This window comes from Paenibacillus soyae, from assembly GCF_024623455.1.
GTDB classification, from domain to species: domain Bacteria; phylum Bacillota; class Bacilli; order Paenibacillales; family Paenibacillaceae; genus Pristimantibacillus; species Pristimantibacillus soyae.
On the sequence record NZ_JANIPJ010000021.1, the window covers coordinates 34,048 to 48,808 of the forward strand.

The 14,761-nt window shown below is 54.0% G+C and carries 11 protein-coding genes; 8 read left to right on the forward strand and 3 right to left on the reverse strand.

Annotated elements, in window-relative coordinates:
* Window positions 1-82 precede the first annotated feature (82 nt).
* Together NQZ67_RS23760 and NQZ67_RS23765 are read left to right on the forward strand one after the other, a co-directional pair.
* On the forward strand, window positions 83-880 hold the full coding sequence (locus NQZ67_RS23760; RefSeq protein WP_257450875.1) for a Nif3-like dinuclear metal center hexameric protein: 798 nt from the start codon (window positions 83-85) through the stop codon (window positions 878-880).
* Window positions 881-1,008: 128 nt separating this feature from the next.
* Window positions 1,009-1,593, forward strand: a complete 585-nt coding sequence (locus NQZ67_RS23765) for a CBO0543 family protein (RefSeq protein WP_257450877.1) — start codon at window positions 1,009-1,011, stop codon at window positions 1,591-1,593.
* A gap of 49 nt (window positions 1,594-1,642) precedes the next feature.
* On the opposite strand, the gene NQZ67_RS23770 is transcribed toward NQZ67_RS23765, so the two are convergent.
* On the reverse strand, window positions 1,643-8,869 hold the full coding sequence (locus NQZ67_RS23770; protein ID WP_257450878.1) for an alpha-amylase family glycosyl hydrolase: 7,227 nt from the start codon (window positions 8,867-8,869) through the stop codon (window positions 1,643-1,645).
* 457 nt (window positions 8,870-9,326) lie between these two features.
* Between NQZ67_RS23770 and NQZ67_RS23775 the strand changes: the two genes are divergently transcribed.
* Entirely contained in the window at window positions 9,327-10,109 is a 783-nt protein-coding gene (locus NQZ67_RS23775; protein WP_257450880.1) for a hypothetical protein, read from the forward strand.
* Between the two features lie 22 nt (window positions 10,110-10,131).
* The gene (locus tag NQZ67_RS23780) at window positions 10,132-10,506 is read left to right on the forward strand and encodes a VOC family protein (RefSeq protein ID WP_257450881.1); all 375 of its coding nucleotides are present in this window, start codon (window positions 10,132-10,134) and stop codon (window positions 10,504-10,506) included.
* A gap of 67 nt (window positions 10,507-10,573) precedes the next feature.
* Here the strand turns inward: NQZ67_RS23780 and NQZ67_RS23785 are convergent, their stop codons facing one another.
* On the reverse strand, window positions 10,574-11,323 hold the full coding sequence (locus NQZ67_RS23785; RefSeq protein WP_257451016.1) for a MerR family transcriptional regulator: 750 nt from the start codon (window positions 11,321-11,323) through the stop codon (window positions 10,574-10,576).
* A gap of 159 nt (window positions 11,324-11,482) precedes the next feature.
* Here NQZ67_RS23785 and NQZ67_RS23790 point away from each other — a divergent pair, with 159 nt between their 5' ends.
* From NQZ67_RS23790 to NQZ67_RS23805, 4 genes are read left to right on the forward strand one after another with little or no spacing between them, the layout of a single operon-like run.
* A complete protein-coding gene (locus NQZ67_RS23790; RefSeq protein ID WP_257450882.1) occupies window positions 11,483-11,887 on the forward strand; it encodes a VOC family protein in 405 nt (134 codons plus the stop codon).
* A gap of 17 nt (window positions 11,888-11,904) precedes the next feature.
* Entirely contained in the window at window positions 11,905-12,558 is a 654-nt protein-coding gene (locus NQZ67_RS23795) for a 3'-5' exonuclease (RefSeq protein ID WP_257450883.1), read from the forward strand.
* Between the two features lie 36 nt (window positions 12,559-12,594).
* A complete protein-coding gene (locus NQZ67_RS23800) occupies window positions 12,595-13,227 on the forward strand; it encodes an alpha/beta fold hydrolase (protein WP_257450884.1) in 633 nt (210 codons plus the stop codon).
* A 1-nt stretch (window position 13,228) separates the two neighbouring features.
* The gene (locus NQZ67_RS23805) at window positions 13,229-13,822 is read left to right on the forward strand and encodes a hypothetical protein (RefSeq protein ID WP_257450885.1); all 594 of its coding nucleotides are present in this window, start codon (window positions 13,229-13,231) and stop codon (window positions 13,820-13,822) included.
* A gap of 14 nt (window positions 13,823-13,836) precedes the next feature.
* On the opposite strand, the gene NQZ67_RS23810 is transcribed toward NQZ67_RS23805, so the two are convergent.
* Window positions 13,837-14,754 carry a phosphotransferase family protein gene (locus NQZ67_RS23810; protein ID WP_257450886.1) on the reverse strand — a complete coding sequence of 306 codons (918 nt, stop codon included), beginning with the start codon at window positions 14,752-14,754 and terminating at the stop codon, window positions 13,837-13,839.
* Window positions 14,755-14,761 lie beyond the last annotated feature (7 nt).

Here is a 14,761-nt window from a genome sequence, read left to right on the forward strand (position 1 = left end):
AAGGTAGGAGGACTTAGCCATGAGCCGCATAATGAGCACTCGTAATTCTAAGCTTCCTATTATAGAAGGGGATGACATACCTATGACAATTACCGTTCAAGACATCATCAACTCGCTGACCGAGCCCGTTCCGAAGCTGGAACAAACCGTCGACAAGCTCTTGATCGGCCGGCCGGACGACGCCGTTGCCGGCATCGCGACCGTCTTCATGCCGACCCGGCAAGCGCTCGAGGAAGCCGTCGCATTAGGCGCTAATGTAGTCATTGCCCATGAGGGGCCTTTCTACAGCCATCAAGACTCCTTCGCCGCTACTCTAGAGGACGATCCCGTCTACCAGGCCAAAAAAACGTTTCTCGCCGAATCCGGTCTCGCCCTCTTCCGGCTTCATGATTATATCCACCGCACCCAGCCCGACGGCATAACCGAAGGTTTGGTTCAGGCGCTTGGGTGGGAGCGGCATGTTCTGCAGCACCAGCCGGCCGCCTCCATCGTCGAGCTTCCTCCCATGACCGCAATGGAGGTAGCCTCTCATGTCAAGGAGAGGCTTGGCCTCGCTTTCGTCCGACTGGCCGGTCAACCGGATATGCCGTGCCGCCGGATCGGCTTATTGGCCGGGTATCGGGGAGGCGGTCCGCTTGTCATCCCGCTGTTCGAGAGCGAGAAGCTGGATCTCGTGCTCTATGGCGAAGGACCGGAGTGGGAGACGCCCGAATATGTCCGGGATGCCGTGCGGCAAGGCCACGCCAAGGCGCTAATCGCGCTTGGCCATGCGGAGAGCGAGTCGGCCGGCATGAGGCTGCTCGCCGAACGGCTGCAGCGGCAATTCCCGCAGCTTCCGGTTCATTTTATCCCGAACGAGCCGTTGTTCCGAAGCGTCTGATCTAGGCCTTTTACAAGTATAGAATGTTTTGGAAAGCAGCATCCTATCGACGAGGTGCTGCCTGTGATAACAGCAATAATGATGACAGCCTTACAAGAAGTCGAGCAACGAAGGAGCCACAGACAGCCATGAGTACAGAATTGATCATCTTGCTTCTGTCCGTCGGCGTATCTGCCATAGGCTCGATTTGGATTATACAGTACGATTGGAAGCGCTACGGCGCGCTGTATCTCATAAGCGCAGTAGTCGGCAATATCCTATGCTATATTTTCATCCAGCTTGGTTTCTACGAATTTCCGCGCGTGCTTCTTGGCCATTTGTTCAAAATCCCGTTCTTCGAGGTGCTTACGATCTTCCCGTTCTACGTCTTGTTCGGGGTCCGGTTCAGCCCGAAGAGGTGGGGCTGGAAAATTCCGTTCTACTGGGTTCTGGTCCACGTGGGCATGACGGGGGAGCTGCTCGCCGTCAACTTCACGGACATTATCCGGTACAAGAATTACTGGGACACTTGGGATTCGTATACGTGGTGGTGGATTTTCCTGCTCGCCTTCGACTACGTCGGAGGGCTGATCGTTCCGGAGTCCAAGCGCAGGCCGATTGACGCGGACCTTCATTTCCGGTTCGGTAGGCCCGGATGGTTCATCATCCATTTCATTCTGATCGTCACCATATTCCTGGCTGGCTTCTACGTCGGCAGACTCTCCATAAAATAAAACGAGGCCCAGCTCGCCGCTTCCGGCGGCCTGGGCCTCTTCTCTGAGGTTATTGAATAGCTTTCAGCAAGTTGTATACGGCTTGCGCGCTTTCGGCGCGGGACAGGCGCTCGCCCGGAGCGAAGCTTCCGTCCGCGCGACCTTTAACCAACTCCAGCTCGGCGGCCGCGGATACATCCTGCAGCGCCCACGAGCTGACGGCGTCAAAATCCGTGAATGCCGGCGCTGGCGCGGACTCCTCTTGCGCTTCGCCGACCAATCGGTAAGCCCGAATCAGCATGGCCGCCATCTCCTCGCGGGTGATCGCTTCCTCCGGCGCGAATCGTCCGTCTCCGCGTCCGTTCACGATGCCAAGCTCGTAAGCGGCTTCCGCGTAAGGAGCAAACCAAGCATCCGCAGGCACATCCGTGAAGGCGCCTTCGGCTCCGGCCGGCTCCATTCCCGGCAGCAGCGCGGACACCAGCATTTTCGCAAATTGGGCGCGGGTCACATCCGCATCCGGAGCAAACCTCTGTCCATCCATGCCGTCCACGATGCCTTTCGCCGCGAGCGACTTCACCGCAGCCGCCGCCCAATGGCCAGTCGGCAGATCGGAGAAGCTTCGGTCGATCTCCAGCACGCCATAGGCGCTGAAGTGGCTGAGCTCGGCTGTCATAACGCCGTCTTGCAGCCATCCGCCTACATAGATCAGCTCGCCTTCCTCGCCGATGTAGTAGATGCCCGTCGTATCCTCATTCATTCCGTCCGGCACCTCGAACGCGATAGAAACCGGCTCTTCGAATTCGCTGACGGCGCCAACCTCCTTGCCGCCCTTCATCACGGCGATTCGGAAGTCGTAGACCGTTCCGCCTTGTTTAATGAGGATACCCTCGCTTTCATAGCCATCAAACGCGGCCTTCAGCTCTTCCTCCGACAACGGCTTCGCTTGGAACAGGATGAACGTATCCGAAGTACGTTCGTTCGCCGGCACCAAGTCGGCTGCCGCGACCAACGCTTCCTTCGGCAGCGTAATTGTAATTCCGTCCGTCACGATCTCGAGATTGTTTCCGCCCAGCAGCGATGCGGCTTGAATCGGCAGCACTGCTCCTGTCGCGCCCGCTTTCAGCTCGACCGCCGCTTTGCCGTCCTTGCCGCTTGCGAGCTCGCCGGACGTTACCGTCTCGGCTCCCGGCCATTGCGGAGTCGGCGTAGTGCCGCCCGGAACCGTAATCACTGGCGGCGTGACATCGTCGCTCAGAATGACCGTTCCGCCGCCCGACCGGCTCGGCACTTGAACGGCAAGCTTGCCGTCTGCGGACACGGTGTACGTTCTGCCGCTATATTCGTCCTCGACCTTCGTGCCCGGGGCGAATGGCGCGTCCAGCGTCACCGATACGGCTTCGTTTTTGGTGTTGATAATCGTAACGATATTCTCGTTGTTGTAGGACTTGTTGAAGGCCAGGTAGCCATGCTCATCCGAGCCGGCCAGCTTCGTCCGCTCGCCCTTCGCGTACACCTTCGAGTAGTTCGCCCGAATGTTCAGCAGCTTCTTGTAATGCCCGTGAAGCTGCGCTTCTTCGTCCAGCTGATCCCAAGGCATGTCGTCTCTGTTCTGGCTGAATTGACCTTCGTTCATATCCCCGGCGTTCGCGCCCGACTGACCGAGCTCCTCGCCGTAGTAGATGACCGGCATGCCCTTGGCCGTAATCTGCAGAGCCGCCGCGATCATCAGCTTGCTCTTGTCGCCTCCCACATAGTGGGACAAGAAGCCGTTCTCGTCATGGCTGCTCAGGAATTGGCCCATCGTCTTCGTGTTCGACAGCTTCGATTCGCGGTCCTGAAGATAAGCGTCCACCTCGTCGATGCTGCCGTTCGCGAAGTCACGCGCACGCTCCTTGAAGCCGAAGTCCAGCAGCGCGTCCATCTGACCGCTGTCTAACATGCCTCCGTCGCTTTCCACCGTGCCGCCAAAATATTCGCCCATCAGCTTGAAGCTTGGATCAAGCTTGGTCAGCGCGTTTTTGAAGGCGACCCAAGTCGTCGTCTCGACGTGCTTCACCGTATCGACGCGGAAGTAGTCGATCGTGTCCCCGCGCTCCGTCTTGGCCCATTCCAGCCAGCCCGTTTGCCATTCAATGATCTGCTCGCGAACCTCGGCGTTTTCCGTCATGAGATCCGGCAGAGACTGCAGCTCGCCCTTCGTCGGATTAACATCCGCCGACAAGCCGTTCGTCCGCAGCATGCCCTCGAACCGTTCTTTATCCGCCTCGGTAACGCCCTCGTAGTTATCGTTCGGCTTCAGGCCGTAGCCCGTATGATTCACCACGACGTCTACCATAACTTTAATGCCGAGATCATGCGCATCCTCGATTAGCTTCTTGAACATATCCATGTCGCCCAGATGCTCGTCGAGCTGCGTGAAGTCCTTCGCCCAGTAGCCCGTGTAACCGTATTGCTTAGATTTGACTTTAAAATCCACGCCTTTGTTGAAGTCGATATTGTCGACGATCGGCGTAATCCAGATCGTGTTAATACCGAGTTCATCCAAGTACGGCAGCTTGCTGATCAGCCCTTTGAAATCGCCGCCGTGATACGCCTCCGGATGGGTCTTGTCGACATTCTCGTTGTTCGTCTTGTCGCCGTCCTCGAATCGGTCGGTCAGCAGGAAGTAGATGCGCGACTCATCGTAATCGAAGTCCAGCTCGCCCGCGAACGTTCTCGGCTTGACCGTCACGTTCACCGTGTGGCTGTGCGAGTTGCCGTACTCATCCACCAGCGTGACCGGTATGCTCTTCACGCCGGCCGTTACGTTCTCCTTGACCGAGATGGTATGAGCCATGAGCTCTGTATTGAACGGCGAGTTCGCCGCGCCGCCCAGCGCGGTAAGGTCCATGTAGCCCTCGCGGAACGAAAGCGGCTCGGACGTCTGCGCGCTTACGCGAAGCACCGCGCTTTCTTCATAGTGAATAGCTCCCGGCTCGACGCTGCCGCTGAGCGTCACCTCCGGCTCCTGGTACGAGATGACCGATTTGCCGTCCTGCGTATTCGTCGGATCATTGCGTTCGATCGTCTCGCCGTCCCTCGTCACGAGGAAGCTGTATTCGTAGCTGTCAGGCTCTACATTCTCAAGCGTGTATTCGTACCATTCCTTCTCCTCGTCATAGACCATAAGATAGGATTGGCCGTCAATTTTTACTTGGACGCCGGTGATCGTATCCATGAGTCCCTGTCTGAATAGGCTTTCATCCCGGTACCGGAAGGTAATGTCTCCATCCAGCAGATACGGACCGTCGATCGATGGGAACAGATCGAGTTCTCCGACCATGCTGTGAACGTTCACCTTCGTATATTGGTCGCCGTCTCCGAGCGGGATGACGCGGTCGTAGCCGATATCCTTCTTCGCCGTTGCCCAGTCTGTGCCTTTGCGGAGAACGAAGCCGACGCTGACCGCGTCCTCATGCACGTCGATCATGGCCGTCGCCACGCCGTTCTCAATTTTGTCGAATAAAATTTCGCCGTCTTTCACGCCGGTTCCCCATACCCAAATATTCCAGTCCGTATAATTCCCGTCCGGACGAATGTAGTTGAACTGCACCACTCTCGCGGCGGCCGCTTCTTGCACCTCGACTTCCACGATCGCGCTGAAACCGGCATATTTAACGGTAATTTGCGCATGGCCTACGCCGAGAGCCGTAATCTTACCGCTGGAAGACACGGATGCCACCTTCGAATTGCTCGATTCGAAGCTTGCTCCGCTTCTGACCTTCTCCCGGCTGCCGCCCTCATACTTCGCGTAGACGGATATCGTGCTCGTCTCGTTGACCTTCAGCTCACGCTCGCTGTCGTCGGTCTCAATCGACACCATCTCCGGGGCGTCCGCATCCATGCGGATGATGACCGCGCTGAGCGGATCGATGGTGATGGAGGAATCCGTTAAAGTGAAGCCGGATGCGGACAATACCGCCGTCGTGCCCGCTTCGTCGTTATCGACGACGACCGTGCCCTCCGTCAGATCTTCCTTAAGGGTCAGCATGCGGCTCTCGTCATCTGCGTTAATGAACACATAATAATGACCGCTGCCGTCCATGGCGACGTTTTTGTAGCCGATCAACAGATCGGAGGCCTTTATTTCCGGCGCGTCCAGCAGCGTGACATTCGAGTTGACGAGGTCCTGATCGCCAAGACGGAACGCGTCCGTCGACTTGCGAAGCGCGATAAGACCTTTCGTATATTCGCTGGTTACATGGTTGACCGGATAAGCAGCCTCGTCCGTCGCTTTCGCCCAGTCGAACTTGTTGATCGCATCGGAGGAGTCGTAGGAATCGTGAACGAAATAACCGAACACTTCCCCGTTCTCGTCCTCCAGCGCATGATATTTCTGCTCCGGCACGCCCTCGGCGAGCCACTGCTTAGTCCGGCCGTACTCCTGCCCTGCATGCAGGAACGAAGTGCCCTGCGACGTCATCATGATCAGATTGCCGAGGCGGATTCGTTTATGAATCTCCAGGTTATTCTCCGCGATCGCAGGGTCCTTCTTAATGGACTGCGCGATAACGTCATACAGCGGGAGGTTGTCGTGCGCTTCGATATACGGCACGATGTCGCCCGGATCATCTTCGTTCACGTTGCTTGGCTGACCCTTAATATTGTTCAGGATCGTCTGAATGTCCCGCGCGCCGCCCGTGATGAAGCGGGGCTCGCCCTCGGAGCCGTAGCCGGACTTCAGCTCGTTGCGGATCTCGTCTGAGAATACGCCGACGCTGTCCGTCTTGTTCATCCAGTCTTGATCCGCGGCCATGCCGGCAAGCGAAGGATCCGACAGATTGCCCTTGAACGTGCGCCAGCCTTCGCCGATGAACAACGCGTCCGGGTTTATCGAGACAGCCTCGTCATACGCCTTCTGCACGGCCGGATACGACGCGTCGCCCATCATGTCCCAGCGCATGCCGTCGATCTTGTATTCGTCGAACCAATATTTCACCGAATCGACCATCAGCTTCTCGGCCATGGCGCGGTTCGTTGCCAGGTTGTTGCCGAAGTCGCCGAGGAACTTGCCGCTCGCGTCCTGGAACGCGTAGTAGTTCGGTACGATGTCGTTCAAGAAATCGGCTTTCGCCATATGCGTGTAGACGACGTCGAGCACGACGCCCATACCCGCTTCATGGATCGCGTCGATGAGCTCCTTCAGCTCCCGAACGCGCAGCTCGGGATCCATCGCATTTTCCGAATACGCGCCATCCGGCGAAAAGTAGCTGTGCGGGTCATAGCCCCAGTTGTATTCGTTGCCGACCGCTGAGTATTCCATCTGGCGCTCATCCATCGCCAGCTCGTCGCCGTAATACCATGCCATCACCGGCAGGAGCTGAATATGCGTCACGCCGAGCGACTGAATATAAGGCAGCTTGTCGATGAACGCTTTGTAAGTGCCGAAGCGCGCCGTCAGATCGCCATCGATGGACGGATCGGACGTGAAGTCGCGAATATGGGCTTCCCAAATGACCGCATCCTCGCGCTTCTCGTAGCCATCGATTTGGGCATAACCGAAGCCTGCCGGATCGGTACCGCTCAAGTCGACGATTGCCGCCTTGCCGACCGTGTCCCCATCGGGTCCGGCTTCTCCTGCCGTATTAACGCGGAACTCGGCCATCGACTTGGCGTAAGGATCGAGCACTTTCTTCGTGACGCCGTCGTTCGTCACTTCATACTGGTAATAGTAGCCGCGAAGGTCTTCGATGCCTTCCGTCGACATGTTGGCTGGACCGGCCTTCGCCGACCAGACGCCGTCATCCCCAAGCGCGAGCTCCACGCTCCCGACCAGGATCGCAGTATCGTCTTTATCGTAGAACTTCGCCGTCACCTTGCTTGCCTTCGGCGCCCACAGCTTCAGAGTCACGCCTCCGTCGGCATAGGTCGCTCCCAAGTCGTTGCCGTTGTAGGCATACTTGCTGTCAATCAGGCGCCAGCCGACATTCGCCGCTATGTCTATACCGTTATATTGCACGGCGAGAGGAACGCGAGCCATATCAATGTTTGCCGTCAGGGTCAGCGACACGCTGGTTCCGGATGTCACGGCCGCAGTCTGAATAGCAAGAGGCTCGCCTTCACTGTCTACGACTGTAACGTCTTTGAGCACAACGTCCGTGTTCAGTCCTTCTGTCGTCGTAAAACCAAGAAGAAGCCCGTTGTCCGAGACGATCTCGGCCGACAGCAGCGCCTTAGCTACCTCTCCGGACGGCGACGAGTATACCTTATCGTCTCCTTGCTTGATCCATATCTCGTTCATGTCCGGCGATGTCAGGATGACGGACTTGTCACCGCCGTCCTTGGCCTCCGTCGAGAGGTTCAAGACCAGAAACCCTACCTTCGAAGCATTGTCCGCAAGCTTCACGTCGATATAAGCGCCGTAATTGTCACGCTTATCTGCCGGAAACGCCGTTGCCCCGCCGGGCCACCCCGTCGACGGTGCCGCCACATGCTCCCACAGCCACAGCCCGAATGCATCATAATCGCCGGCCGGCCGATTGTAATGAATGCGTAAGTGCCCGTCCGGCACCGGATCCGTTGGCGCCGGCACGATGAACTCGCTCTTCACTTCGTTCGTTGCCTTGTTATAGCTGAACGTAACAGGCAGCTCTTGCGGTAGGCTAAGCACCGCATTCGAGCCCGGATAGGCTTGGTGGTCCCAGCTGTTACCCAGCACGACTTTATATTCGTAGTTACCTTCCGGCACATTCGCCGTCATGGTGTACACGTTGTCATAATCGTCATCCGACATGATCAACGACGAAGCGGAAGGACTCCAATCGTCCGACTCGCTGATTTCCGATTGCAGGCTTCCCACCACTCTCGGCAGCTCCGCCGTTCCCAGCGGAGCGTAGTACGTCGAGTCCGCAATCTTCTTCGTTGCGTGGTTGTAGTAGAATGTTACATCGGCTGCTTCCTCCAGCGTCAGCACGATATTGCCGTTATTGCTTGTCGCGTCCGGCTTCGTATAGCTGCCGTGACCATAGTTTTCGTCCCAAGTGCCGTTAAGCGCTACTTTGTACTCGTACGTGCCAGCCTGAAGCGTACCCTTGAAGGAGTAGTTCCCTCCCCCTAAGCTGGTCATATCCGTAGCCGATTCCTTCGGCTCCCAGTCGCTGGCCGCGCCAAGCTCCGTTTGCAGCGATCCCACAAGCGTCACCCTGCTCGGCGCCTCCTCGTCCGCCCGGACCGGCGCAATCCCCATTGTCGTCCAGGTCAGCGCCGCCGCAAGAGCGATGGCCATCTGCTGCCTGAACCTTTTGAACCGTACCATAAAACAAGTCTCCCTTCCCTTTCCCGTTTGAACGCCTTCCGTACCTGACGAAGTCTGCTGCTTCGCCGCTTGGCTGCTTTCTCGACATGTTGCGCAATCGTTTGCACAAATGGCAAAAATAAAAGCATCCGTACCCAAGTATTCCTTCCCGACTGATGATTTACTGGAAAATACCACTTGTAAGCGTTTGCTTACTGCCATTTTACGACCAGCAATAAAGCGCTGTCAATAAAAATTAAAGCGGTTATCACAAAACGAATATAAATTGACTGGATTCGGCGAGTTGTGACAACGTTTGCGCATTATGTATGCGGGCTGGCATTCCCCCTTCTTTCGAGTCAACCGAGCTTATATATGATCCCGATAACCCAAAAAAACCGTTTACAACCGAACGTGCATTCTTTAAGATAGCTGTATGGATTAATTTACCATAACAGACAGTGTCATTGAATGGAGAGTGGCTGGCATAGAGGCTAAACGCAGCATTTCATCCGGCACAAAAACCGTATTAATCATCATAGGGTCTATATTTGCGTTTCTCTTTCTGCTAGTCGCTATACCGATAGGCGCCATACTTATTTTCATTTTCGATTTTTCTCTATTTCAAGAAAAGGCGAGCGTGAGCACGACGGCTTATATCAAAGAATCGAATGTGCCCGAAGGCGACATGTTTGCGAGGTTTGAGCATTATTATGAGACGCTAATTGAGGGTGAACGGGGAATTACCCATCAGATTCAGCTCGTAGACAACAGAGAGTCTTATTTAGTGGCAGGATACTCATACAAACTCAGATATAAAGAAGGCAAAAGGGGTAACGAAATTACTAAAGCAGCTCGGGTCTCCGAGGAGGACGGCATAAGGTTCCGATTGTACGAAGCCGCGCTCGATTCGAACGATGACGGCCAGCTTAGAGTCGTGAAGGGCCCCCTTATTCTAACCGAGGAGACAACGGAGGGATACCGCTGGAATGGCGTAGAGCTGGAGCTTCATCGAGACTATATGCTGAAAGCAGCGATAATTTCCAATGAACAGGGCTTCTACGTCGAGATCGGGGACGAGCCGGGGTATTATTTTCACGTCCTATACAATGCCGGTTCCCTGGAACCCAACCCTCTTACTTTAAACTTCGATATTACCGACGGTATGCTCTATGGCCATGACGATGATTATTTCCTGATCTTCAGCGAGCATGATCAAATGCGGCAGCTCATCCATGAGATGCAAGTCGAACTTCAATAAACAAAGGAAACGAGGTCATGTTATGTCAAAGATCGAGTTGAAAGGACCATCCATGGTACTGCTCGTCAGCGATCTGGAGAGGTCTATCGAGTTTTATCAACGTCTCGGATTCACCTATGAGCTTATTGGCGGCCCTGAGGTTGGGCACGTTCACATGACTCGGGATTCTGTCGTATTTATCTTGCACCCCGCGATGAATACGGACGATGTCCGCCCGTTCTCCTCGGCAGCCGGAGGATTATATTTCGACGCCTTCTGCTACTGCGATGTTCGAAAGCTGCTAGAGGAGTTTAACGAGAAAGAGATTGTGATAGAGCGGGGACCCGATCTCAACGACTTCTTCAGCGAGTTTACTATCAAGGATCCCGACGGTTATCGCATCGCGTTCGGCGGCTAGAAGAGCTCGGCGCATTAGCCGAACCGAGGAAGCTCATCCCGCATAGAGCGAGCTTCCTCGCCTGCCATTAGGCATTCATATCCGCATATACAGCCATCGCATCGCGCATGAATTCAGCCAGCCCGTCGCCGAACCGGTCGACGCTTCGAGTGAACCGTTCATCCTCCGCATATAGCTGCCCCAAGCCCTTGAATGCCTCGAGCGAATAGTGGTAGTCTTTGCTGTTCAATAAAGCATACCACTCGCCAATTGCGGCTTGAGCCTCTTCCGAATCAGAACTGCCCTTGCGAACGGTCGCTATTTTCTCGAAAATCATGACCATTTCGTCAGACATCGCCGATTGTTCATCTTTGGGCATATTTCCGATTACGGCATTCGACTTCTCCATCGCTTCGTCACCCCACCGTTCACGGGCCTCCTGCTCGTATGGGTTATGACTGAAATCGAAGCCTTCAAACTTCTCTTTGTTTGTCATTTGAAGCTCTCCTTTCGCGTGACGTATGGTCTTATCGACGGTCGCGATCACTTGATCAAGGCGGCTGCGCTTTTCCAGCAGCATGCTGCGATGCAGCTCCAATGCCTCCAGCCGATCGAATGCCGGATCGTGGATAATTTCCTTGATCTTTTTGAGCGGGAAGCCGAGTTCACGAAAGAACAGTATTTGCTGGAGCATTTCGAGATTGGCATTGGAATAGAGACGGTAGCCGGCGTCGGTCATCCGATCGGGCGACAATAACCTCATCTCGTCATAATGATGCAGCGTGCGCACGCTAATGCCGACTAGATCGGCTACTTCTTTTACTTTCACGGTTCTCAGCCCCCTCACAAAACCGATTATAGGGTATCACGCGACGTGAGAGTCAACACTTCTCCGCTTTTTTCACAACACAAATGTTTAATCCAAATGATTACAGAAAAGAACGGTTATGGTATATTATTTGAGAATCAAATGATAAGGAGAGAGGATGATGGAAGAGTGCAAAGTCAAGCCTTGCATGTAATTAAAAATATCAATTGCATCTACCTGCCCGCAACGAATACCGAGGAATCGGCGCAATGGTACATGGAGCATCTCGGGCTCGAGCTGCTGCGGCCCGTGGACGCGAACCAAGCCCAGCTGGGAATCGGCTCCGGGCAAGCCATCTTCCTCATCAGAAGCCAAGAGCCCCACAACCTCAATTATACGGAGATTGGCGGCTCGGAGCAGTGCGCCCTCACTTTGGAGGTTCAAGACCTACCATCCCTTTATGAGAAAATGAAAAATGCCGGAGCACACGTATCCGACCTCGAAGATAATGGCAGCTGCGGGCACAACTTCTTTGCTTACGACCCTGCCGGCAACAAAATCGACCTGTGGAGCGGTTGGCCCGCTAATAACTAGAATTAGAGGTATCAACTATGAAGCTCATTGATCACTCCGAAAGCGAATATGTAATTACAGATTTTATCCTTGAGGAACTAGATAAAAGACAATACTGCGTATTCGACTTTGAAGCGACGGGTCCCGACCCCGTGAAAGACTCGATTACGCAAATCGGGGCTGTCATTCTCGGACAGGATGGCTCTATAGTCACTCGATACAAAACACTTGTACGACCGCCAAAGCCAATACCTGAAGCCATTGAAAAATTAACGGGCATTTCCAACCATGATGTTGAAAAGGCCCCCTCTTTCTCCGAAATCATCGCTGGCTTCCTAGCCTTCATTAAGGGGTGCGTCCTCGTGACGCAAGCCGGATACGAGTATGACCTCCCCTTATTGACGGAGGAATGCAGACGAAGCCATACACCTCTAGATGATCTTGCAGTTCTTGATACAAAAGCCCTATTTACATACCTGCACCCGGAAGTCTCGGCTATTGTATCTACCAATTTTTTAATCCAGCACTATGTAATCCCGGATGCGGATATTCAGAGGCATGACGCGCTGGGCGACAGCATCCTCATCGCAAGGATATTCAATAAGATAATCGAGGAGTGCTCGGATAGAGGGATTCGAGACATTCGATTTGATTCATTGAAAGTGAAAAAGGTGCAGCTGCCGCCTCTTTAGGAGGCGGCGGGGCCCATTCTTTATGGAGGTGCCGGCATGAACATGGAAATCGTTACCGTTCCTTCGTACTGGGGAACGCCGATGCAACAAAAGCACATAACCGTTCAAGGTCAAACGAACAAGCTTGTCGTCCTCTTTCCTGGCAGAGGCTATTCATGCGAGCTCCCCCTCCTCTACTATGCAGGGAATGCCGCGCTCCAACATAACCATAGCGTGTTGAAGCTGGAGTATGGATACCAAGCAGCCCGTGCCAGCTTTGACCTCCAGGATTTATCGAAGGTTATAGACGAATGTACAGAGTCCGTCCTCCAGGTATCCCCAAACTACGATCAACTCCTATTCATCAGTAAGAGCATGGGAACCATTGTGGCCGGCGAGGTACATCGTCGAATGCAACAGAAAGTAAACCATATCTTTCTGACTCCGTTGGTCGAAACGATTCCTTATATAAATGCATCCGATCGCGTCGTCATTTACGGCGGAATGGATCCCGCCTTCCCTTCGGAAGCTGCTAAGCAAATCGAGTATAGCGAAAATGTCATAGAAATCCCAAGGGCGGATCATGGACTTGAAACGGGGGACGTCGAGGAGAACTTGGCTATTTTGAAGCGGATTGCAGGGGTTTATCAGGACGTGCTAGCTAGAATTCGAATAGAAAGGGGCATCTGACTTGGGCTCTCGTATTATGCATTATTGCATTACGTCTAAGATCAACGCTCGCTTAAAGCTGGATGAAGCTCCTTTTTTGCTTGGCGGACTAGCGCCAGACCTAAACAAATATATGAACCAACAGAAGTCCATCTCTCACTTCGCTAAATATGATGCCAACGGTGTAATCTACACCGATTATAATGCTTTCTTTGACAAATATCTGATCAATCGGCAATCTCCCTTTCATATCGGTTATTACTTTCACTTAATTTCCGACGAGGTGTGGCTGCGAGATATTTATTTCAAAAAAATAAAATATCTTCCTACCGAAGAGAAGAAGGAAGCCCAGCAAAAATACTACCGGGACTTCTGGAGATTGAACGGGAAATTAATCGATCATTATTCCATTGCGCTAAAGCAATTCCTTGTTGAGCCTGTTGACATCGATGAAGTCGATTACAGCTATTTGCCCGAGCTTATTCATGATTTGTCTCGCGACTTCGAACGCATGAATGAAGCAAAAGAGGAGCAGCTCGAGCTCCTCGATTTCGACGAGGTGATTCAAGTATTGGAGAAGTCCATTCAAACATGCCTGGAGGATTCCAGAATATAGCCTCTTGGCCCCAATTAGCTCTGCTTGTACCAGATCGGGGTGGCACACTCGAAGTTGCGGTGATCATCCAGCACCATGCGAATGCGGTCCATCATGGAATCCATCTGCTCCGGCACGACCTGAAGCGTCCAAGTAATCGTGCCGAATATGCTCATAGCCGTATAGAGAGCATACAGGCTCCAGAAATCCGCGGGAATCTCCCCCTGAAAGTAACCGTCGATTTGACCAATGGAGAACGGAATGCTGACCTCGCGGCTGAAATAGGCCACCTTCAGAAAATCATGATAAGGATCTCCCCAGTCATAACGATTGAAGTCGATCGCCGCCGCATAACCGCCGCTATGAACGAGTAGATTGCCGGGATGAAAGTCATCGTGCTGAAACCGGTTCGGACGGCCCTCAAGCAGCGGCATATGGCTCTCGATAAATGCCATAACCGCCTCCTCCTCGGGCAGCTTCACTCCGCAACGAAGGTAGGCCGCCAAATGGCGGTTATGCTTTGCGATCCTTCGATCGGACCACGCCTCCATGCCATCCGGAGCTCCTACGCTATGCATTATCAGCAGCTCACGACCGGCTTCAGCCCCCACGCGGTACTGTTCCTCAGTCGTCATAAAAGGTAGCTTCTCAGAGGCGTCCTCCCCCTCGACATAGCGCAAAACCATGTAGCATAAGTCAAGCGCTTCGAGCGTGCCGAATTCGACAGGCTCAGAGGTTCGGACGCCCAGCTGATGAATATTCTCTACCGCCGTAAACTCCCGGCGCTTGCTTTCGCTCTGGTTGAACGGCGCGGTGCGGAGCACGTAGACCGGTTTGGTGCCGCCCTCGTAAACGAGATACTTCCCGTCATAAGAGAAGCCTTTATGAATTTTAGAAACAGCCGTTGCATTCCGCAGCCGCGGGATATGGCTTTGGACATCGTTTAATCGCATGGTCGTT